The 21,348-nt window shown below is 73.4% G+C and carries 14 protein-coding genes; 4 read left to right on the forward strand and 10 right to left on the reverse strand.

Going from position 1 to position 21,348, the window contains the following annotated elements; translation table 11 throughout:
- Window positions 1–20 precede the first annotated feature (20 nt).
- Complete coding sequence (locus WMF46_RS27465) at window positions 21–992, reverse strand: DNA-processing protein DprA (protein ID WP_437979903.1); 972 nt, start codon at window positions 990–992, stop codon at window positions 21–23.
- Window positions 993–1,088: 96 nt separating this feature from the next.
- A complete protein-coding gene (locus tag WMF46_RS27470; RefSeq protein ID WP_437979904.1) occupies window positions 1,089–1,853 on the reverse strand; it encodes a hypothetical protein in 765 nt (254 codons plus the stop codon).
- Between the two features lie 79 nt (window positions 1,854–1,932).
- On the opposite strand from WMF46_RS27470, the gene WMF46_RS27475 reads away from it, so the two are divergent.
- Together WMF46_RS27475 and WMF46_RS27480 are read left to right on the forward strand one after the other, a co-directional pair.
- Window positions 1,933–2,937, forward strand: coding sequence for a hypothetical protein (locus WMF46_RS27475; protein ID WP_437979905.1), 1,005 nt, complete (start codon window positions 1,933–1,935; stop codon window positions 2,935–2,937).
- Window positions 2,934–3,728: a glycerophosphodiester phosphodiesterase gene (locus WMF46_RS27480; RefSeq protein ID WP_437979906.1), complete on the forward strand. Its 795-nt coding sequence runs from the start codon at window positions 2,934–2,936 to the stop codon at window positions 3,726–3,728. Before WMF46_RS27475 ends, WMF46_RS27480 begins: the two co-directional genes overlap by 4 nt.
- Window positions 3,729–3,758: 30 nt before the next feature.
- Here the strand turns inward: WMF46_RS27480 and WMF46_RS27485 are convergent, their stop codons facing one another.
- From WMF46_RS27485 to WMF46_RS27495, 3 genes are all read right to left on the reverse strand, one after another.
- Window positions 3,759–5,243, reverse strand: a complete 1,485-nt coding sequence (locus tag WMF46_RS27485; RefSeq protein ID WP_437979907.1) for a serine/threonine-protein kinase — start codon at window positions 5,241–5,243, stop codon at window positions 3,759–3,761.
- A 161-nt stretch (window positions 5,244–5,404) separates the two neighbouring features.
- Window positions 5,405–6,292: a LolA family protein gene (locus tag WMF46_RS27490; protein WP_437979908.1), complete on the reverse strand. Its 888-nt coding sequence runs from the start codon at window positions 6,290–6,292 to the stop codon at window positions 5,405–5,407.
- Between the two features lie 197 nt (window positions 6,293–6,489).
- Window positions 6,490–8,391: an HTH domain-containing protein gene (locus WMF46_RS27495; RefSeq protein ID WP_437979909.1), complete on the reverse strand. Its 1,902-nt coding sequence runs from the start codon at window positions 8,389–8,391 to the stop codon at window positions 6,490–6,492.
- An 850-nt stretch (window positions 8,392–9,241) separates the two neighbouring features.
- Here WMF46_RS27495 and WMF46_RS27500 point away from each other — a divergent pair.
- Entirely contained in the window at window positions 9,242–9,634 is a 393-nt protein-coding gene (locus WMF46_RS27500; protein WP_012237754.1) for a hypothetical protein, read from the forward strand.
- A 33-nt stretch (window positions 9,635–9,667) separates the two neighbouring features.
- Here WMF46_RS27500 and alaS read toward each other — a convergent pair whose 3' ends face one another.
- The 4 genes from alaS to WMF46_RS27520 form a co-directional block, all read right to left on the reverse strand.
- Window positions 9,668–12,421, reverse strand: coding sequence for an alanine--tRNA ligase (gene alaS, locus WMF46_RS27505; protein WP_437979910.1), 2,754 nt, complete (start codon window positions 12,419–12,421; stop codon window positions 9,668–9,670).
- A 178-nt stretch (window positions 12,422–12,599) separates the two neighbouring features.
- Complete coding sequence (locus WMF46_RS27510; RefSeq protein WP_437979911.1) at window positions 12,600–13,439, reverse strand: HEAT repeat domain-containing protein; 840 nt, start codon at window positions 13,437–13,439, stop codon at window positions 12,600–12,602.
- Between the two features lie 264 nt (window positions 13,440–13,703).
- Window positions 13,704–15,887: a TIGR04551 family protein gene (locus WMF46_RS27515; RefSeq protein WP_437979912.1), complete on the reverse strand. Its 2,184-nt coding sequence runs from the start codon at window positions 15,885–15,887 to the stop codon at window positions 13,704–13,706.
- 248 nt (window positions 15,888–16,135) lie between these two features.
- Window positions 16,136–16,429, reverse strand: a complete 294-nt coding sequence (locus WMF46_RS27520; RefSeq protein ID WP_437979913.1) for a hypothetical protein — start codon at window positions 16,427–16,429, stop codon at window positions 16,136–16,138.
- Between the two features lie 158 nt (window positions 16,430–16,587).
- On the opposite strand from WMF46_RS27520, the gene WMF46_RS27525 reads away from it, so the two are divergent.
- Window positions 16,588–17,379, forward strand: a complete 792-nt coding sequence (locus WMF46_RS27525) for an OmpA family protein (RefSeq protein ID WP_012237759.1) — start codon at window positions 16,588–16,590, stop codon at window positions 17,377–17,379.
- 84 nt (window positions 17,380–17,463) lie between these two features.
- On the opposite strand, the gene WMF46_RS27530 is transcribed toward WMF46_RS27525, so the two are convergent.
- Window positions 17,464–21,339, reverse strand: coding sequence for a protein kinase domain-containing protein (locus tag WMF46_RS27530; protein WP_437979914.1), 3,876 nt, complete (start codon window positions 21,337–21,339; stop codon window positions 17,464–17,466).
- Window positions 21,340–21,348: the final 9 nt, after the last annotated feature.

Below are 21,348 nucleotides of genomic sequence, written 5' to 3' on the forward strand. Positions count from 1 at the left end.
GGGTGAGCCGGCGCGCCCCTTCAACGAAGAGCCCGCCGAAACAACCCGGCGGGCCCCTCTACTACTACGGCGTGGAGCGTCAACGTCAAGAGTGCCTCCACGGCGCGTCTGGGCGGAAGCCCCGTCCTCTCGCAGACCTCATCCACGTGCGCCGGCCGGGCGTCCAGGGCGTCGAGGACCGCGCGTTCGGCCGCGCTCATCGACGGAGGTGGCCCATTTTCCTCGGGCAAAACGCCCGTCCGCGCCCCGAAGGCGGCCTCCGGGAGCGGCAGCGTGCCCCCGCCGGGCGACCTGTTGCGCGCCGAGCGCCGCGCCCGCCGGCGGGGCGGAGGCGCCTGCCCGCCGAGGACGTCGATGACGTCGGCCGCGCGCGTGATGGGGCGCGCGCCGGAGACGAGCTCCAGCGCGCAGCCCACGCCGCGCGGGCTCCACGGGGCGTGGGGGACGACGCAGAGGTGGCGGCCGAGGCGGCGGGCCGCCGCGGCAGCGGAGCGGGCGCCGCTCTCGACCCCCGCCTCGACCACGACGGTCGCGAGCGTGAGCGCGGCGAGGACCGCGTTGCGCTGGAGGAACAGCGCCGGCAGCGGCGGCGTGTCGTCGGGGACGCGCGCGAGCAGCGCGCCGCCCGCGGCGAGGACGCGCGCGAACAGCGCCGCGTGCTCGCGCGGGTACGGGTGCGCGTGGCCTCCGCCGCCGACGACGACCGTCGGCGCGCGCGCGTCGAGCGCGCCCTCGTGCGCGGCCGCGTCGACGCCGCGCGCCCCGCCCGACCAGATCGAGAAGCCCGCCTCGCCGAGCGCCGCGGCGAGCGCGCGGGTGAACCGGAGCGCCTCGTCGCTCGCGGCGCGCGTCCCGACGATCGCGACGCCCGGGCACGCCGGGAGCGCGCCGCGGAGGTAGAGCGTCGGCGGCGCGGCCTCGCTCTCCGTAACGAGGGCCCAGAGCTGCGCGGGGTAGGAGGGATCTGCGGGCTGGATCTCGATCGACGCCATACGCGGCGTGTCGACCGACGCCCGGGACGAGTTGCGCGAAATGAGGACCGCGACACGAGGAGCGGGCGGCCGCCAGCTCCCGGCGCGGTCGCCGCGCTACCGGGGCGGTACGCGAGGCGCGACGCTCGGCGGCGCCGTGTCAGGCGGGGTCGCGCCGGGCGGCGCGGCGCCGGGCGGCGCGGCGCCGGGCGGCGGGGCCGGGCGCGCGCCCCGGAAGCCCTGGACGAGCACGACGCCCGCGCCGCGCCGCACCTGCGCGTGGAGCTCCACGGCGAGCGGCGCGGCGCCGGGCGCCGGGAGGCACGCTCCCCGGCCGCCGATCACCGCGACCGGCCCGCGGTCCGCGTCCTGGGCGACGATCTCGAGCGCGGGCGGCGCGCCCTTCGTGACGAAGAGATCGACCTCGATCACGCCGAGCCCGCCCTGCGCGATGAACACCGCGCACTCGTCAACACCGCGCGGGACGCGCACGGGGATCGCGGCGCTCTCCCCCTCCGCGATCGCGAGCGACACGACGTCGCCGAGGGGCGCCATGCCCCTCGCCTCACCGCGCGCGGTGTTGGCGAGCGCGAGCGCCGTCACGCGCGGCACCGGCGCGCTCGCCGCGGGCCGCTGCTCTGCCGCGCGGCTCAGGAACAGGCGCGACGCCTCCGGGTCCAGCTCGGGCGCGTCGCGCGGAGGCGGCGGGTTCCGCGGCGTGTCGGGTGGGGGCGAGGAGGCCAGCGGAGGCGGCGGGCTAGGGCGCAGGACCTCGGCGCGGCCTCCGCCGCACGCCGACACGGCGAGCGCGAGCGACGTAGCGAGCAGGCGGCGCGCCGGCCCGAACGGATGCAGTTCGACGAGAGCGAGGGCGCGCCGCACCGCGCGGAGCCTACCAGAACCGCCGCGCCGCGCTCGGCCTGCGAGCGGCCGGCCGTGGGCCGTGCTACCCACTCGCCCGATGAAACCCAGGGACATCGTCGTCGCGACGCATGGTCACTGCTTCGACGGCATGGCGAGCGCGGCGCTGTTCACTCGCCTTATGCAGGCGCTCCGCCCCGGCGAGCCGCTCGCGCTGCGGTACCGCTCCTGCGGGTACGGCCCGGGCATGACGATGATCCCGCCTTCGTGGCTCGACGGCGACGAGAACGCGATCCTCGACTTCCGCTACACGCCGACGAAGAAGCTGACGTGGTACTTCGACCACCACATCACCGGGTTCGGCTCGGACGAGGAGCGCGACGCGGCGCTCGCCGGGGCGTCGCGCGCGAAGGCCGCGGGCGACGCGCCTCAGGTCTTCTACGACGCCGCCTACGGCTCGTGCACGAAGCTCATCGCGGACGTCGCCCGCGATCACTTCGGCGTCGAGATGTCCGGCGCCGATGAGCTCATCCGGTGGGCCGACCTCATCGACACCGCGCGCTTCCCCTCGGCCGAGGCCGCCGTGAGCCGGGAGGAGCCGATCATGCAGCTCGCCTCCGTGGTGGAGCACCACGGGGACGGGCCGTTCCTCGCCTCCGTGGTGCCCCGGCTCGTCGAGCGGCCGGTGAGCGAGGTGGCGCGCGAGGCGGACATCCAGGATCTCTGGCGTCCCCTCTCCGTCTCGCGGCAGACGTTCGTCACGCGCATCGAGCGCGGCGCGCGGAAGCTCGGCCGCGTGGTGCTCGTCGACCTCTCCGACGCGCCGCTCGAGGCGGTCGGCAAGTTCATGACGTACGCGATGTACCCGGACTGCGTGTACTCGGTCACGCTCTCCCGGCAGAAGCAGCACTACAAGCTCTCGGTCGGCTACAACCCGTGGTGCGGCGTCCCCCGCGATCGCGACATCGCCCCCATCTGCCGCCGCTACGAGGGGGGCGGGCACCCGGCGGTCGGCGCGGCGTCCTTCCCGCTCTCCGCGCTCGATCGCGCGCGCGAGGCGGCCCGCGCCGTCGCCGAGGAGCTCGACGGGGAGCCCGCGCGGTGACCTGGGCCGAGCAGCGCTTCCGCAGGAGCGCGCGCGAGACGGGGCGGGCAGCGTCATCACGCGCGGCGGCGACGCGCGCGCCGCTCCTCTTCGGGCACCGAGGCGTGCGCGGCGAGGGCGCCCCGGCGGAGAACACCCTCGCCGCCTTCGAGGAAGCCGCGGCGCAGGGGGCCGACGGGATCGAGCTCGACGTGCGGGTGTGCGGCTCGGGCGAGCTCGTGGCGCTGCACGACCCGGACCTCGCGCGGGTGACCGAGGGCGCGGACCCGCGCGCCGCCGCGGAGCTCCCCTGGGACGAGCTCCGGCGGGTCGACCTCCGCGGCGACCGGGTGCCGCTCCTGTCCGAGGTGCTCGCGTTCGCGCGCGGCCGGCGGCTCGCCGTCAACATCGAGATGAAGCGGGACGTGCCCGATCGCACCGCCGTCGTGCTCGCGACCGCGCGGCTCGTGCGCGCCTGGGATCCGCGCCACGCCTTGCTCGTCTCGTCGTTCGATCCGGTCATGATCGCCTCCTTCGGCGCCCTGGTGCCGGCCGTCCCGCGCGCGCTCCTCGTGCACCGGAGCCGCTACCACGACGCGGCCGTGCGCCTCGCGCCGGCGCTCGGTGCGCTCGCCGCGCACATCGAGCGGACGATCGCGTCCCCCGAGCGCATCGCGCTCCTGAAGCGGCAGGGCCGCGTGATCAACGTGTGGACCGTGAACGACCCGCGGGAAGCGCAGGACCTCGCGGCGCTCGGCGTCGACGGGCTCATCACGGACGCGCCGCGCCGCATCCGCGACGCGCTCGCGTAGCCGGCTTCGTCGGACCGGCGCGACCGCGCGCTACCTTCGCTGCCAGGGATCGATGATCTCGCGCGACCGGCGCGGGCTCCGGCGCGGGGCCGACGGAGCCGGCGGGGCTTTTCGCTCGGCGGACGCCGCCGGCTCCGCCGTGGCCGCGAGCAGCGCGGTGTCCGCGGCGGGCACGTCCTCGGCCAGGGGCAAGCGTGCCATCACAGGGGTCGATGCGCGGACCACCTGCAGAGTCGGCGCAGCCGAGCTCACGCTCTCGGGCTCGATCGGCGCGGCCACGTGGTAGGGCGCGGCGCCCTCCACGCCGACGGGCCGCAGCGCCGTGACCGCGACCGTCGCGCTGAGCGCGGACAGCGCGCCGCACGCCACGAGCCAGCGGAGCGTCGCGCTCGCGTGAGGCCTGCGGTCCGCGCGCACCTCGCCGGTCGCTGCCGCCGTCAGCGTGCCGGGCTGGGACGGATCGGCCAGCGAGGCGAGCGTGTCCTGCCGCGGGCGCGGGCCCTGGTCCCCGGGTCGGGAGAGCGGGTCGAGCTCCCCCGAGCCCTCCAGCGCGCCGGTGCCGCCTGGCGACAGCCCGAGCAGCGTCCCCGTGCGCGACGTCACAGGCGCCGGCCGCGACGTCACGGGCGCCGGCGCCGAGGGCACGGGCAGCGGGATGCCCGGATCGCCCATCGCGACGACGAAGGCGTGCACCATCTCCTGCGCCGACTGGAACCGTTGAGCCCTGTCGCGCGAGAGGGCGCGCAGGAAGAAGACGTCGAGATCGGCCGGCACGTCGGGCGCGAGGTGCGTCGCGAGCGGGATCGGCTCGCAGAGGATGCGCGACAGGACCGCGCCGAGCACGTCGCCCTCGAACGGGAGCTTGCCCGTGACCGCGCGGAAGAGGATCACCCCGAGCGACCACAGGTCGCTCCGCGCGTCGAGGTTCCTGTCGCCGCGCGCCTGCTCCGGGCTCATGTAGAACGGCGAGCCCAAGAGCTCGCCGGTCCTCGTGGTCTCGTCGGTGAGGAGCTTGCCGGTGAGCTGCTTGGCGATGCCGAAGTCGAGGACCTTGACGATCTCCTCGTCCTCGTCGACGCGCGAGAGGAACAGGTTGCCGGGCTTGAGATCGCGGTGGACGAGCCCGGACTCGTGCGCGCGGCGCAGCGCCTTGCCGGTCTGGATCGCGATGCGCGCCGCCTCGGCGAGGGAGATGCGGCGGACGCGCCTCAGGCGACGGCTGAGATCCTCGCCCCGGAGCAGCTCCATGACCAGGTACGGGACAGCCCCCCAGATCCCGTAGTCCTGCACGCTCACGACGTGCGGGCTACCGAGGTTCGCCGCGGTCCGCGCCTCGCGGTAGAAGCGCGCGCGGAACTCCGGCGAGGCCGCGTGCTCCGGATCCATGAACTTGATCGCCGCCGGCGCCCCCAGCTGGAGGTGCCGGGCCAGCCACACCGAGCCCATCCCGCCCCGCGAGAGCGGCCCCTCCAGGCGGTATTTGTCGCCGACGATCGTTCCCGGCTCAGCGTCCATCGCCGACTCCTCCCGCCACGGCGAGGTGGATTGCGTCTGTCTAGACGTTCGAGCGAGCGGCGTCCACGCCATCAGGCGAGCGCTGCCGTACGCCAGCGGGCGCCAGCCGTGATGGTCTTTGTCCTTTCAGGAGCCGCCTGAACGCGCCTGCTCAGAGCACCTTAGTCCTGGCAATCGACATGACGGCGGACGACGCCGCCCGGGACCGGCTGCGTGAACGCCCCCGAGATGAGGGGCGGATTCCACTTCGCCTCCTTGTACTGAAAGATCACGTCGTCCTCGGTGTTGGGCACCCGCATGCGGATCGAGCGGGGGATCTCGGCCAGGCAGGCGCCGCCGCTCGGCGGGATCGGATCGTCGATCCCCTCCGGATCGACGCGCGGCGACGCGGTGCGGATGGCCTCGTGATGGCTCAGCTCCACGTGATAGAGGTCTGTCCCGCGCTGGGCGACACGGACCTCGCGGACGCGGAGGCGCTGCTGGCTCCACGGCGCGAGAAAGTCGCGGGGGTGCGGCTCGAGGTGGATCTCCTCCACGGCGTCGCGGGAGCCCTGGATCAGCACACGGTAGAACCCGTCGCCGTCCCAGGCGATCGAGGCGCCGCGCGGCTCGTGAGCGAGCACCGGCGCCTCGCCGCGGAGCAGCGAGACGAGGGCGTGCCCGGGGATGGGCACCCGGGTGAGCCGCGCCAGGTTGCACGCGCTCGCGGGCCCGTGCAGGAACTGCTTCTCCCCGACATCGAGCATCTGGAACTGGGTGCCATTCGACGTGAGCGTGAAGAGCGTCGCGCCGAACGGGCTCACCACGTCGAAGCGCACCCGATCCGGATTGACCGCGAGGATGTACATGTCCCCGCGGAGCCGCCCCTGGCGCGAGAAATGGTCGACCTTGGCGGTGCCCTGGACGCCGTTCACGCAGGCATAGGAGGCCTTCATCCGGTCGAGCGCCGCGTCGGCGGTCGGGAACCGGGACGCGGGCGGATCCACGGAGGCACAGCCGGTCACGAGCACGGCGAGGGACGCGGCCCAGGCGATCGCGCGATGGCGCATGGGCGCGGACGCTGGCAAGGATCGCCGAGCCCGTCAACCGCGGAAGCGGCGCCGAGCCCGTCAACCGCCGGAGCGGCACGAGCGGCGCGGCCGTGGAGGAGGGTTTTCGAGAGAGGGCCGAGGGCCCAGGAGAGGGCGGCGGGAGAGCCGCGCGTCCGGCCCGGAGCGAGCCCCCGGCCGGACGCGCGCGAGCGGGATCAGGACGCCCGGAGCGCCTCGAGCAGATCGACGTCGGGGATCGCGACCGGGAGGCGGGCGCGGAGGACGGCGACGTCGTTGTCCTCGCAGAGGCGAGCCACCGCGAGCCCATCGAAGAGGGAGATGGGCGCGGTCCCCACGATCGCGGCCTCTTCGCGCGCGCCGGAGAGCATCTGACCGGCGGTCAGGATCCAGCCGGCGGTCGCGGGGCCGTAGTGGTGGAGCGAGCCGCGCAGCTCGGTGACCCGCTCGCGGCCGACCTCGCGGCCGTCCCGCCGGATGACCAGCGCGATCTTGATCTCGTCACCCGCCGTGCGGAGCGCGCCGGAGAAGTGGCTCTCGCCGCCCGGCGCCCCGGCGCGGCGCACCGCGCGCAGCTGGCCGATGCCGATGCGCTCGAGGGCGAGGACGCAGATCTCGACGAAGGCATGGCCCGGGAGCTCGGAGAGCTTGCGCACGAAGGCGCGCCGCGCGGCGTCGCGGTAGCGCTCCACCGCGGCGAGCGCCTCCTGCTCCAGCCGCGCCAGGTCGCCCGGCAGCAGCCAGTCCGTCAGCGCGATCCTGCCGCCGGCGAAGCGGAAGCGGGGCCGCTGCCCCGCGGCGGTGCGGCGCGCGTTGTCGGCGCGCACGGCGGCCGCGACCTGGGACTGCACGAGTTGCACGTCGCCGGCGAGGCGGCCGCGGCGCTGCGCCGTCTCGGCGATCTGCCGGAGCGAGACCGCGCCCGCGTTCCGATCGAAGGTCGAGAGGATGCCGGCGACCGCATCGGCGAGATCACGGCCGGCGAGGTCGTCGAGCGCGTGCCCTTCGCCGCCCGTGAGCTCGATGACCTGCGGACCGCGGTAGACGGGCTCGGCGCCGAAGCTGTCGGGGCGGTCCGCTCGGTCGGTGCGCTCGACCCGGTCGGTGCGCTCGACCCGGTCGGTGCGCTCGGGCCGGTCGGTGCGCTCGACCCGGTCGGTGCGCTCGCCTCGCTCGGGACGGTCGAAGCGCTCGGTCCGGTCGGAGCGCGGCGGCTCGCGGCCGTTCTCGCGCCGCGCCTCGAACACCGGCGTCGCGACGTAGGAAGGCAGCCCCCCGGTGCTCGGGTTGGCCTCCGCGGTCCCGCGGCCGCGGCGGCGACGGCGGCGGCGACGACGGCCCTCGCCCTGCTCGCCCGACGAGCCGGGCGTCGCGCGGTCGTCGCCGCCGAGGATCGGCTGATCGTCGTCGTCCTCTTCGTCGAAGAGCTCCGCGGCGCCGGCGACGGCCTCGGCCCGCATCGCCTCGTCCGGGCCCGGCGGCTCCGCGTCGTCGAGCTCGCCCTCTTCCTCGTCGATGTACGTGCTCGCGGCGCGCGGGGACGACGGCGTCGGGGGCGGCACGGGCTCGCGCGCTGCCGCGATCTCCACGCCGTTCAGCCCGGCCGCGCTCGTCGCGCCGGCCGCGACCTTCTCGTCGTCCTCGTCCTCATCGTCGATCGCAGGCGCGGCCTGCGCCGCCGCGTCCGCGGCTCCGCCGCCGCTCGCCGCCTCGAGCTCCACGGGAGCGCCAAGATCGCTCTCCTCCACCGCGTCGTCGTCGGCGCCCGCGTCGAACAGGGTCGGCTGCTCCTCGTCCTTGCGCGCCTTGGCCGCCTCGGGCTTTCCGCCGCGCTTCGCCTTCTTGCCGTCGAGCCCGGACTTGATGGTCTTCTCGTCCCACTCGCGGAGCGCGAACACGCCCGGCTTCACGCGCACCAGGGGGTTGTCCGCCGTGTCCTTCTTCAACGTCGCCGCCAGGCGGGCGCCCATCGTCACCTCTGGGCTCTTTCCAACGTGGCTAAGGAGGTTCTTCTCGATCGCGATATCGGTAATCTCTTTATAGTGAAGCGGTCTACCGATGAGGCGAAGCACCTCGGCGGCTGCATCCGTGAACGTCATCTTTGTTCGCCCTTCGGGCGCGCCGCCCGGCGGGCGCCCTCGTCGTCCCCATCGCGGCCGCCCCGTCCAAAGTGGCTGACGAAGCGCGCGGGATACCCCACCGCAGCCGGGAAACGCACATTCGCTCCCACTCGACCACGACGCGCGGAACGGCCTGCTCGTAGCACGCTCGGAAACGGCGGTCAACGGGACGCGCGATCCGGCTCAGGAGAAGCCGCTGACCGACCTCTAGGGCACGGAACCTGGGGGCGGGCGGCGCGAGGCCCGGATCGACCGGGCGCCGCGCCGAGGCGAGCGCGCGGCGGCCGGAAGCGGCAGGCTGGATGAACGATGAACGCTCGGCCACGGCGCGCGGGCCCCTGGACGAGCATCGATGTGGCTCGTGAGCGGATGTCGGCCAGTCCGGAGCACGGGAGAAGACCGAGGGAGAAGAGGAGTTGATGCGTCGATCTGTTGAGGTGTCGAGTGCGTCGAGATGTCCGGGAGTCCAGGAGTCGAAGGCTCTCCCTCAACTCAACCCATCGCCGCACGACCGCACCACCACCGCGCGGCCGAGGAGCGCTATGCGATGATGGCGGAAGCGATTGACCGGAGCGCGCCGGACGGACCGGGCCTCACCGTACATGACCACGCGTAACCACGCGTAATCATGCGTAACCGCGCGTAATCATGCACAACGACAGGTAACCGCGTGTAACCGGGCGCGGACGGGCGCTCCCGGACGGCGAGCCGCGATCGTCACGCGGTCGTCACGGCCGCGGCTCGCCCGGCCAGCGGTGGCGCGGCGCGGCGCGGGCGACAGCGCTTTTGCGCTTTGCCATCTGCCGGACAGGAGGGTTACGCTAGGTGGGTGGAGCTTTCGCGGTTGCTCGACGAGCTCACCCTGGCGGCGGACAAGGTCGGCATCGCCGTCAGGATGGAAGCGTTCGATCCGCACCTGTCGGACGCGCGCAATCCGCGGGGCGGGCTCTGCACGGTGCTCGGCCGGCGGATCATCCTGGTCGACGCCAACGCGTCGCTGCCGGATCGCATCGCCACGGTCGCGGCCGCGCTCGCGCGCGTCGATCTGGAGTCCGTGTTCCTGCCGCCGATCGTGCGCGCGACCATCGGCGCCCACGCCCGCGGCGCGCGGCCCCGGGCGGCCGCGCCGGGCGAGCCAGCGCGGCTGCCGGCGCGCCCGGCGCGGGGCGGGAAAGCCCCGAAGCTGCTCCCGCTCGCCCGCACCAAGTGGCGTGACGCCTGAACGACTGTCCCGGCAGGGCGCAGCCAGCGCGCGCTACGACGCGAGCGCCCGCTCGACCTCGGCGTAGAGCGCCGCGATCGCCGCGTCGAGCTGCGCCACGTCGGTCCCGCCGGCCTGCGCCATGTCCGGGCGGCCGCCGCCGGAGCCGCCCACGATGCGGGCGATCGGCTTGATGAGCTCGCCGGCCTTGAGCCGCTCGGTGGCCGACTTCGAGAGCATCACGGCGAGCTGCGCCTTGTCGCCCACGGCCGCGCCGAGCAGCACCACCGAGCGATCGCCGAGCTTGTCGCGCAGCTTCTCCGCGAGATCGCGCAGCGCGCCCGGGTTGGTGCCGTCCGGCACCCGGCGCGCGAGCACCTTGATCCCGCCGATGTCCCGGGCGCCGTCCAGCATCGCGTCGATGCCGCCGCCGCCGCCGCCCTGCGCGGGGCCCGCCCCCTCCAGGATCCGCCGCTCGAGCTCGGCGACCTTCTTCTCGAGCTCCCGCTCGTGCGCCACGATCTTCCCGATCTTCTCGGCGAGATCGCCGCCCTGCGCCTTCGCGACCTGGCGCGCCCGGGCGAGCTCGGCCTCGACGCCCCGCGCGTACGCGAGCGCGTTCAGGCCCGTCGACGCGAGGATCCGCCGCACGCCCGCGGCCACGCCGCCCTCGCTCGTGATCTTGAACAGCCCGATGTCCCCCAGCGCGCACGCGTGTGTGCCGCCGCAGAGCTCCACCACCTCGGGCGTCATCGTGAGCATCCGCACCGTGTCGCCGTACTTCTCCTCGAAGATCGCCATCGCGCCCCGCCGCCGCGCCTCGTCCATCTGCAGGATCTCGGTCGTCACCTTCGCGTTCGTCAGGACCTTCTCGTTCACCAGATCCTCGATCCGCGAGATCTCCTCGCGGGTGAGGGGCCGGTTGTGCGTGAAGTCGAAGCGGAGGACGTCCGGGCCGACCCGCGAGCCCTTCTGCTGCGCGTGCTCGCCGAGCACCTTGCGCAGCGCCCAGTGCAGGACGTGCGTGGCCGAGTGGTTGCGCCGCGTCGCCGACCGCGCCGCGTGGTCCACCGCCAGGTGGACGCGCTGCCCCACGGCGAGCGCCCCCTCGCGGACCACGCCCTCGTGCACGACCAGCCCGGCGAGCGGCTTCTGCGTGTCCTTCACCTCGACGCGCGCCCCGTCCGCCGTCACCTCGCCGACGTCGCCGACCTGACCGCCCGACTCGGCGTAGAACGGCGTCTCGCGCACGACGATCTCGACCGTCGCCCCCGCCTCCGCGCGCTCGACCAGCGCACGGACCTTGCGCGCCCGGTCGCCTTCGCCCTGGACCTCGACCCGGACGATCGCGACGATCTCGCTGTCGCCCTCCTCGTGCTCGTAGCCCGTGAACACCACCGGCTGCGCGAGCTTGGCGCGGGCCTCGCGGTGCGCGGGGTCCACCGCGGCGGTCGGATCGATCGGGCCGTCCGCCTCGCCGGCGCCTTTGACGATCGCCTCGGCCCCCTGGACATCGACGTCGAAGTTCGACTCGGCGGAGATGACCTGGGTCAGATCGAGCGGGAAGCCGTAGGTGGTGTAGAGATCGGCCGCGGCGGCGGCCGGGAGCGTCCGCTCGCCGGACGAGCGCATCTCGTCGAAGCGCTCGTCGAGGATCTTCATCCCGCGCTTCAGCGTGGAGCGGAAGCGGACCTCCTCGTCCTCGGTGACGCGGGCGATGAGCTCTCGCCGGTCGCGGAGCTCGGAGTACGTCTCGCCCATCCGGCGGACCACCTCGAGCGCGACCTCGTGCAGGAACGGCCGCTCGATCCCGAGCCGGTGCCCGTGGCGGATCGCGCGGCGCATCACCCGGCGGAGCACGTACTCGCGCCGCTGCTTCTCGGGCATCACCCCCTCGGCCATCAGGAACGCGGCTGTCCGCGCGTGATCCGCGATGACCCGCATCGACACGTCGTCGTCGGCGCTGCCCCCCGTGTACGGCTTGCCGCTGAGCTCGGCGGCCTTGTCGACGAGCCCGCGGAGCAGGTCCGTGTCGTAGTTCGACGTCACGCCTTGGAGCACGCTCGCGAGCCGCTCCAGGCCCATTCCGGTGTCGATGCTCGGCGCCGGCAAGGGCACGAGCGGGCCGTCCTTCTCGGCGCGCTCGTACTGCATGAACACGTTGTTCCAGATCTCGGTCCAGCCGGTGCCGTCGATGCGCGGCTCCTCGCCGAAGCGCGCGACGTCGGGCTCCTTCCCGTGGAAGAAGTGGATCTCCGAGCAGGGGCCGCACGGGCCGACGTCACCCATCGTCCAGAAGTTGTCGGCCAGGCCGAGCCGGAGGATCCGGTCGTCGCCGAAGCCCGTGACCTTGCGCCAGATCGCCGCGGCCTCTTCGTCGGCCGGGAAGCCCCCCTCGCCGTTGTAGATGGTGACAACGAGCCGCGACGGCGAGATATCGTAGACCTTCGTCAGGAGCTCCCAGGCGAAGGCGATCGCGTCTTCCTTGAAGTAGTCGCCAAAGCTGAAATTGCCGAGCATCTCGAAGAACGTCTGGTGGCGCGCGGTGACGCCGACGTTCTCGAGATCGTTGTGCTTGCCGCTGATCCGGATGCACTTCTGGCTCGAGGCGGCGCGCTGGTACGGGCGCCTGTCCTTGCCCGTGAAGACGTCCTTGAACTGCACCATGCCCGCGTTCACGAACATCAGCGTCGGATCGTTCTGGGGCACGAGCGGCGCGCTCGGGACGATCTCGTGCCCGCGCTGGGCGAAGAACTCGAGGAATGTGCGGCGGAGCAGGTCGGAGCTGGCAGGCGTTGCGATGGACATAGGAGGACGCGCGGTCTAGCACGACCGGAGAGCGGCTTCCGCCTGCTCGACGCGCGCCCGCGGCGCCCGCCGCGGAAGACGCGCGCGCCGGGCCGGTTTGCGCCGGGCCGGTGTCCGATCCCGCTCGCGCCGGGCCGGTGCGCGCGCCGGCCCACGCCGGCGAGGCCGGACCGCCGGGTCAGCGGCCGGAGGCGACGACGCTGCTGCCGGAGGCGGCCTCGAGGGCGAGCGGCGCCCTCTGGAGCGCGCTCTCGATCGCGCCCGCGACAGCGTCGCTCTGCAGCTGGGCGAGCTCCCTCAAGCCCTGGGCGCGCTTCGCCTCGCCGAGCGCCTGGGCCGAGCCGGTCATCGAGCCCTTCAGCGTCTGGCTCGGCATCTCGCGGATCACGTACTCGACCTTTGCGGCAAAGCCGACCCCGTCCGCCCCATGGCGCTTGCTCAGGTGCGTGACCGAGCCGTCCAGCGTGAAGGCCGGCAGCTTGCGGCTCTTGCCTGCCGCAGCCAGGTCGGTGCCGTCGGCCACGATCTCGATGTCGGCGAACTGCGCCACGCGGTTGCGCGTCTGCTGCCTGAGCTGCGGTCCGAGCTTCGCGTCCTTCACGCCGGAGCGGTTCTCGAACTTGCCCAGGCTGACCAGGAAGCGCGCCTTGGACGACGAGCGCGACAGCTTCTCGATGGCGGCCTCGATCGGGCGCTTCAGGTTGGGGGCAGGCTCGAGGTTGAGCGCCGCCTTGAGCGCCGGGACCGCCGCGGGGTTGCCCAGCGCGCCGAGCGCCGCCGCGGCCGACGCGCGCACCGCCGGGTGCGGATCCCTGAGCGCCTTCTCGAGGGCAGGCCGCGCGCCGGGGCTCTTCGACCTGCTGAGCGACAGCGCTGCCGCGACACGGAGCCGATAGTCCTTGCCGACCGCGATGTCGCGGAAAGCGGACGTGTCTGCGTCCTGGGCGACGGACAGGGCGGTCGACCCGAGCACCATCGACGCCGCCAAGAACATCGCAATGAAGAGACGACGAACCATCACGTCCCTCCGGAGAAAGGCGGCTCGCGCCACCCGTTCTCCTCGGTGAACCACGGAAGTATCGCGACGCGCCTGGCGTCCAGACAATCCTATCCTTGGCCAGGACGGTCGCGAGATCAAGGGCTGTTTGGCCCCGGATGGCTCATGCAGGACTCATGACGAGAGCGACGACGTCGCCGTTTCGCGCCGCTTCGCCGCCCCGAGCGCTCATTTCCAGACACACGGCGGCGCGCGAGGCTGGCTGAGCGCCGGGCGGGTTCAGGCTCAGAAGAGGATACCGAGATACCAGCGCACCGTCTGTGCGGTCTCGAGATCGATCTTCTGGACCGCGTCATCACCCCTGAGCTGGCCGAGCCCGCCGAGAGGAAACAGCACGCCGTACTGCACTGCCGTGTAGAAGCCGCCCATCTTGTCGGGGTCGTCGTTGAGCGTCCCGTCCTTGGACTGGAAGTACAGCTGCGCGTTCAGCTCGATGCCGAGATCCCGGGAGTTGCCGGGAGCCTGGAGGAACTCGGAGGCGCGGCTCCAGATGGCCGCGGCGCCGAGGCCGGCGCGCTGGCCGTTCTTGTCGCGGGCGAAGTCCCAGTCGACGCCAGGGCGGAAATAATAGGCGCCCTGGACCCGAGAGAGGATGTTCCTGAAGAGGATCTGGTCGACCCGGTAATCGGGGTGGAAGCGGAATGTCGAGTACGTGCGATCGGTCGAGTTCTGGGGATCCATGGCCCCGAGCTGCGTCCCCCGCGGCTCGAGGGCGGGCGCGTCGTCGTCGCCGGTCGCGTACCCGAAGCCGAAGTGGACGCGCAGCCGGCCCTCCATCTCGGTGAGCTCGGCCTGCGTGGCGAGCCCGAACTGCCGGACGCCCCAGCCGGTGTCCTTCGGCGAGATGACGTTCGCATAATCGCTCTCGCCCTGCCCGCGCAGATCGAGGGATCCGTAGATCATCGCCGCCTCGAGCTCGAAGCGGAACTTCTTGTAAAGGAGCTGGAACCACACGTCGGGGATGATCATCTCCGCACCCCGATGCACGTACCCCGCAGCGACGTTGTCGGCGCTCTGGCCGAGCGCCGCGGACGGGGCGGTGGTGGTGGTGTCGCCGGCGGTGACGTCGTTCGCCAGCGTCTGCTGCCGGTAAGCGAAGTAGACGCCGCCGTTCATGACCATGTTGCCGCGGGCGAGCTCGAGCTTCTGGAGCTCGGGATTCTTGCGGCGGACGGCGACGAACACGTACTGATCGACGTCATCGGACTGGGCGAGGTCGTACGGCTGGCCCTCGAGGTCCTGGATCGACGCGCTCGTCGCGCCCTCGTTGGCCCAGTCCCACGCGCCGGCGAAGTAGATGTCGTATTTCTTGATGCCCGTGACGAACATCAGCCGGTCGACGGTCGACTGGTAGTCTGAGTCGTACCCGTCACCGCTGTTCGCCACCATCCCGAGGCCCCAGTGGTTCGGCATGCGGCCGAAGCGGAGGAGGCCGACGGGGGTCATGTACTCTCCCCAGATCCGTTTGACGGAGATCGAGTCCTTCGTCGAGTTGATGCCGGCGCTGGGCGCCCACTGGGTGCTGGAGAAGGCCCCGAGCGGCGAGTAGCCGCCCCGGCGGGCGACCTGGTAGCCGCCGCCCGCCGCCGGCTGGTTGGCGTAGCCGTCCGGGGTCGAGCCGAGCACCACGTTGTCGAGGAGATCGACCTGAGTGAGGATGCGCAGGTTGTCGCTGATGTGCAGCTCGGGATTGAGGCGGAACCGCATGTTCGCGCCGGCCTGGGTGTCGTTCTTGCACGAGTCGAACGAGCGGGTGCCGCCGCTCGTGGTCTCGCTCGGGTTGCAGAGCGAGATCGTGCTCTCCTTGTAGGAGTTGTCGGCCGGCTGCGGCCAGAGCGCCTCATTGCGGAGGCCGATGCGGCCGAGGGCGAAGCTGTTGAAGAGCTCCCAGCGGAGCCGGTAGTAGCCGTGGAACTCGAACGTCGGTCGCGCGTGAGACCACCAGTCCTCGGCGTAGACCTCGCTGGGCCGGGCGCCGATCTCCGCCTGGATCGCCTGTCGCTCGGGCTGCTCGGCCGCCGCAGCGGCTGCGGGCGCCTCCGAGGCCGCCGGCTGCGGCGCGGAGGGAGCGGCCGTGTCGGCCGGCGGCAGGAGCGGCTGGCGCGCCGCCGGGGGTTCGGGCGTCTCGGCGCCGGCCGGCGCCGCGCCGGGCTGCGCAGGCGTTGCGCCGGGCTGGGCCGGCGCGGCGGGCTGCGCTGCGGCGGGGGGCGCTGCGGCGGGCTGTGCCGGTGCGGCGGGCTGCGCTGCGCCGGGCTGGGCCGGCGCAGCGGGCTGGGCCGGCCGGCGTGCCGGCTGGGCGGACGCGGAAGACGCGCCCAGCACGAGCGCGAGCGCGAGGCCCGACCGGAGGCGACGGCGAGGGGTGCCAGGGCGGCACGACGTACCCGGAGACCGCGACGAGATGGGCATCTGCTTGGTTTCGTTCGCGCGTTTTCGCCCCGCGCGCAGGAAGAGGTTGAAGATCCGAGCTCTCGGTGGCCCGGAGGCCGGGGGCCGATGTCTCACGCCCGGCCTGTGTGGTCAAGGCACCGCTCGGCCCCAGGCCCTGGAACCCGGTCACGGCTGCACACCCGGGACGCATCGGAGCAGGGGCCACCGGCGCCACCTCAACCCCGGTCGGCTGGCAGGGACGGCTGGCGGGGCCACCTCAACCTCAGTCAGGGTGGCGGGGCCGGCCCAACCTCGGTCGGGTCCGCCTCAACCTCGGTCGGGTCCGCCTCAACCTCGGTCGGGTCCGCCTCAACCTCGGTCGGGTCCACCTCAACCTCGGTCGGGTCCACCTCAACCTCGGTCGGGTCCACCTCAACCTCGGTCGGGGCCGCCTCAACCTCGGTCGGGGTGGGCAACGCGCTGACGAGGCCAAGACGCGCCAGCAACGCCCGCGGCTGCGCCGCCGCCGGCGTCCCCGCTCGCGCCAGCGCCGTCGCCGACCGCGCCGCCGCCGCTCTCACCTGCGCCGCCGGAGCCCCGATCCCGCCTCACCTGCAGCGCACGGCCGCGCGGACGGGGGGATCTCGCCGTCCTCCCCTCTGGATCTCTCGCCCGAGCTGAGCGACGCTCTCGCCCGCAGCATCCCGCTCCCGCCGACGGAGCCATGGAGAAAGCGCTCATGAACCGGACACTCATTGCACTACCCCTCGCGCTGTCGTCGCTGCTCGCCGCGGGCTGCGGCCACTCCGAGCAGGAGTGGAAGTCGCAGCTCGACAAGTACAACCAGCTCCAGAACCGGAGCCAGAAGAGGGAGGCCGAGCTCGAGAAGGAGCTCGCCGACGCGAAGCAGCGCGTCGAGGAGCTCGAGAAGAAGCTCGCGGACCAGGGCGCCGACATCTCGAAGATGAGCTCGACGCTGGAGGATCGCGAGAAGGCGCTGGCCGAGTACAAGGCGCGCGCGAAGCAGCTCGAGGCGATCCAGGCGCGGTTCGACCTGCTCCGGAAGAAGCTCGAGGAGCTCGTCAAGCTCGGCCTGGAGGTCCAGGTCCGCAGGAACCGGATGGTCATCTCGCTGCCCGGAGACGTCCTGTTCGACTCGGGCAAGGACACGCTGAGCAAGGACGGCCAGCAGATCCTGAAGAAGATCTCGGACGTCATCCGGGGCGACAAGTCGCTCGTGGACCGCGACTACCAGGTCGCCGGGCACACCGACAGCCAGCCCTACAAGAGCGGCCCGTTCCAGGACAACTGGGGGCTGTCGCTGATGCGCGCCCGGGCCGTGCTGCTGTTCCTGATCGGCAAGGAGGGCCAGCTGCCGACGAGGCACTGGAGCGCGGCCGGGTTCGCGGACACGGACCCCATCGCGAGCAACAACACGCCGGCCGGCAAGCAAAAGAACCGCCGGTGCGACCTGATCGTCCTGCCGGACGTCGACGAAATGCTCGACCTGACGAAGCTGGCCACGAAGTAATCCCCGGCAGAAGAGGGGCCCGGGGCGCCGCTTCGTGCGCCACGGGCCCACCAGCGTCGTTCGACGCCCGAGCAGCGCGAGGGCTCAGCCGCCGAGCCACTGCCGCGCGAGCTCGAGCGTGCGGGCGTTGTCCGGCACGTCGCGGAGGAAGCGCTCGCGCCAGGCCGGATCGCTGAGCTGCTCGGCGCGCGCGAGCAGCGCCGTCCTGGCCGACGCGATCGCTGCCTCGGCCTCGGCGCGCCTCCCGCTCGCGGCGAGCGCCTCTGCATAGGTCAAGCGGACGAGCGACTCGCCCTCTTCCAGCGTGCCAAACTCTGCCAACCGCGCGCTCGCCTCGGCGGCAGCCCGCATCGCCTCGTCGATGCGCCCGAGCTCGATCAGCACTCGAGCGAGGATGGAGAAGGCCTGCACGCAGAGCGTCGGCGCGCTCTCGAAGAGCGCGATGGCGGCGCGCGCCTCGCGCTCGGCGGCCTCGTGGTCGCCCATGGCGAGGGCGATCTTCGCCAGGTAGCAGCGAGCGAAGAGCTCCGTGCGCACCATGCCCGCTCCCTGGCTCGACGTGACCGCCTCCTCGGCGAGCGCCCGCCCTTCGGCGAGCTGACCACGGTACCCGAGGACCTGCGCGAGGTTGGCCTGTGCAGAGACCTTCAGCTCATCCAGGTGCATCCGGTCGGTCGCCACCACGGCTGTCCGCAGCATCGACTGCGCCGTCTCGAAGTCGCCGAGCTCCATGCACACGGCGCCCAGGCTCGTCCGGGCGCTGAGCGCGTTGCGATGATCGCCAGCCTGCTCGAAGGCGAGCAACGCGGCTTCCTGGCTGCCGGCACAGGAGCCCAGGTCGCCTCTGCACATTTCGTAGGCCGCGCGCGCGTCGTTGAGGTGCGCGACCACATCGAGATCCCGCGCTGCCATGTCCGCGAGGGCGCGCTGCACCACATCGAGCAACGCGGCGCCTTCGGCGTACCGCCCCCCCAGCGCCAGCGCGCTCGCGCCCGCGGACAGACAGCGGAGCTTCGCGCTCTGCGCGTCGCCGGAGGCGGCCACGCCCACCGCCTCGGTCGTCCAGCGTCCGACCTCGTCCAGCCGACCCAGCTTGGACGTGGCCCACACCAGGGGGATGATGGCCGAGAACCACGCCGCCGAGCCGCGCTCCACCAGGCCCAGCGCCTCGCTCCCCCGCTCCGCGGAGAGCGCGAGATCGCCGCGCCACACATGAGCCTCCGCCTGGACCCAGCGGAGCCTGCCGGCGGCGTCCCCGGCCGCGCCGCAGCCGAGCCCCCGGTCGGCCCGCGCGATCGCCGCGTCGAGATCGCCGCCGCGGAGCGCCTCCTCCGCCGCGCGCAGGTACGCCTCCGCCGCCCGCGCCGGCGCGCCGCCGAGCTCGAAGTGCTCCGCCAGCACCGTCGCGTCCGCACCGCCAGCGCGGGCCAGCCAGTCGCCCGCAAGGCCGTGCCCGACGCGGCGGTCGCGCTCGGTCAGCATGCCGTAGGCCGCCTCCCGCACCAGCGCGTGCCGGAACTCGTATTCCACCTCGCCCGCGACCCGCGCCTCGCGCCGCCGCACCAGCAGCTCCCGCCGCCCCAGCTCCGCGAGCGGCTGCGCCACCGGCGCCCCGCCCACCAGGGCCGCGATGGCGCCTTCCCACGACGTCTCGCCGAACACGCTCGCCGCGCGCAGCACCCGCCGCTCCTCCACGCCCAGCGCCTCCAGCCGCGCCTGCACCATCGCCAGCGCCGTCTCCGGCATCCCCTCGCCCCGCCCCTCGGCCACCGCGCGGATCTGCTCCTCCAGCACGAACGCGTTGCCCTCGGCCCGCGCCAGCAGCTCGTCCACCTGCGCCGCGCTCACGCCGTCGCCCAGCACCTCCCGCACCAGGCGCTCGCTCGCGCGCCGGGGCAGCGCCGCGAGCCGCAGCCGGAGCCCGACCCGCTGGCGCCAGAGCTCCGGAAACAGCTCGTCCACCTCGGGGCGCGCCAGCGCCAGCACCAGCAGCGGCAGGTCCCTCGCGTGCTGGAGCGCCGCGTCGATCAGCCGCACCGTCGGCAGGTCGCCCCAGTGCAGATCCTCCAGCACCAGCAGCACAGGCTGCCGCTCGCACTCGGCCCGAACGAAGTCCTCGAACGCCTGGCGGATGCGGTCGCCCATCAGCACCGGGCTCTGGCGCGCCGCCTGCAGCTGCACATCGCCCTCGTCAGGGAACGGCGCCCCCACCAGCTCGCCGAGGAACGCCGCCACGTGCGGCCCCTTGCTCCCGAGCCCGCCGAGCCGTTCTACCCGCGCCAGCACCTTGCTCCGCCGCACCTCCAGCGCCTCGCCGTCGAGCAGCCCCATGGCGCGGCGGAGCGCCTGGGCGAGCAAGCCGAACGCCGAGCCGGCCGCCATCGGATCGGCCCTGCCGATCCAGACCTCGGCGGCCTCGCGCTGCTCCTCGATGGCGCGCAGGAACTCCCAGGCGAGGCGCGACTTGCCCAGGCCCGCGGCCCCCACGACGACCACAGCGCTCGCGGCGGGCTCGTCCACGCAATGGCGCCACTCGGCCGCGAGCTGCGAGAGCTCTCGCTCGCGCCCCACGCACGGCGTCGGCTTCCCGAGCAGCCTCGGCACCGTGTCCGGCTCCTCCTTCCGGCCGCGCAGCCAGCATCCTTCGGGCCCCCGCGCCGTATCGAAGCGGCTCGCGAGCAGGCTCGCCGTCGCGCTGTCGAGCCGGATACCCCCGGACGGCGCGCCGTCGCGCCCCACGATCAGCTGGGCCACCCGATCGACCAGCTCACCGACAGGCAGCCTCCCCTCGATCTCCGCCAGCCCCGTCGCGACCGACATGGGCGCGCCGCCAACCACGGTCCGGAGCGCGAGCGCGCAATGGGCCGCTCGCACCGCGAGGTCCGTCGGAGACTCGGCCCCCGACAGCGCGATGAGCAGCCACTTCGACTGCAGGACATCGAGCCTCCCCCCGTGGCGCGCCGCGATGTCCCGCAGCGCCTGGGCCTGCGCGACCCCGTCGGCCTCCGCCAGCGTCGCGCCGGTCTCCTCGCTGCCATGGGCGGCCAGGATGACGCACATGACCCGCCGCTCCGACGTCGTGATCTCCTCGCCGGGCGCGCGCGGCGCCGCGACCGCGCTCCCTCCCGCGGCGAGCCCCTCGCCGTCGAAGACGGCCAGCTCCGCCGCGACGGCGGCGCCGTCGCGCGGCCGGTGCTCCGCCGACTTCGACAGCATCCGGGCCACGAGGCGCTCGAGCGGCTCGGGGATGCCGTCGCGCAGCTCCCCGAGCCGCGGCGGCTCTTCCAGCACGACCTTCACGAGGAGCGACAGCAGGTTGTCGCCCAGGAACGGCCGGCGCCCCGCGAGGCACTCGAACAGGATGCACCCGAGCGCGAACACATCCGCCCGGGCGTCCACCGGCGCCTCGCCGCTCGCCTGCTCGGGGGCCATGTACCCGGCCGTCCCAAGGATCGCTCCGGGCGCTGTCAGGCTCTGCGTGAGCCAGAGCTCGCGCGCGATGCCGAAGTCGAGCAGCGTCGCTCGCTCGACCGCGCCGCCCACCAGCATCAGGTTGCTCGGCTTCAGGTCGCGGTGGACGATGCCCTGCTGGTGGACCGCGCCCAGCGTCGTCGCCACCTGCGCCGCCAGCGTCACGCTCTCCGCCATCGAGAGCGGCCCTTGAGCGAGCCTCTGCTCCAGCGTCACGCCCTCCAGCCACTCCATCGCCAGGTACGGCTGTCCTGCGCCCGTCGTCCCGTGCGCCACGTACCGCACGACCCCTGGCAGCCGGAGCGTGACGAGCGCCTTCGCCTCCCGCGCGAACCGGCGCAGATCGCTCGCGCTCGCGCCTTGGAGCACCTTGAGCGCGACCGCCTCCCCCGACCGCCGGTCCCGCGCGCGATAGACGTCCCCCATCCCGCCGGATCCGGCGAACCGCTCGATCTCGAACCGATCCTCGACCACGTCCAAATCGCGCATTGCGTCTGC

Origin of the sequence: Sorangium sp. So ce117 (assembly GCF_051524395.1) — a bacterium.
GTDB classification, from domain to species: Bacteria; Myxococcota_A; Polyangia; order Polyangiales; family Polyangiaceae; genus Sorangium; species Sorangium cellulosum_B.

Bases quoted from the DNA above. Each gene is read 5' to 3' on its own strand.
- WMF46_RS27465 (WP_437979903.1), bottom strand. From the start codon at position 992: ATGGCGTCGATCGAGATCCAGCCCGCAGATCCCTCCTACCCCGCGCAG.
- WMF46_RS27475 (WP_437979905.1), top strand. From the start codon at position 1,933: ATGAAACCCAGGGACATCGTCGTCGCGACGCATGGTCACTGCTTCGAC.
- WMF46_RS27485 (WP_437979907.1), bottom strand. From the start codon at position 5,243: ATGGACGCTGAGCCGGGAACGATCGTCGGCGACAAATACCGCCTGGAG.
- WMF46_RS27490 (WP_437979908.1), bottom strand. From the start codon at position 6,292: ATGCGCCATCGCGCGATCGCCTGGGCCGCGTCCCTCGCCGTGCTCGTG.
- WMF46_RS27495 (WP_437979909.1), bottom strand. From the start codon at position 8,391: ATGACGTTCACGGATGCAGCCGCCGAGGTGCTTCGCCTCATCGGTAGA.
- alaS (WP_437979910.1), bottom strand. From the start codon at position 12,421: ATGTCCATCGCAACGCCTGCCAGCTCCGACCTGCTCCGCCGCACATTC.
- WMF46_RS27510 (WP_437979911.1), bottom strand. From the start codon at position 13,439: ATGGTTCGTCGTCTCTTCATTGCGATGTTCTTGGCGGCGTCGATGGTG.
- WMF46_RS27515 (WP_437979912.1), bottom strand. From the start codon at position 15,887: ATGCCCATCTCGTCGCGGTCTCCGGGTACGTCGTGCCGCCCTGGCACC.
- WMF46_RS27525 (WP_012237759.1), top strand. From the start codon at position 16,588: ATGAACCGGACACTCATTGCACTACCCCTCGCGCTGTCGTCGCTGCTC.
- WMF46_RS27530 (WP_437979914.1), bottom strand. From the start codon at position 21,339: ATGCGCGATTTGGACGTGGTCGAGGATCGGTTCGAGATCGAGCGGTTC.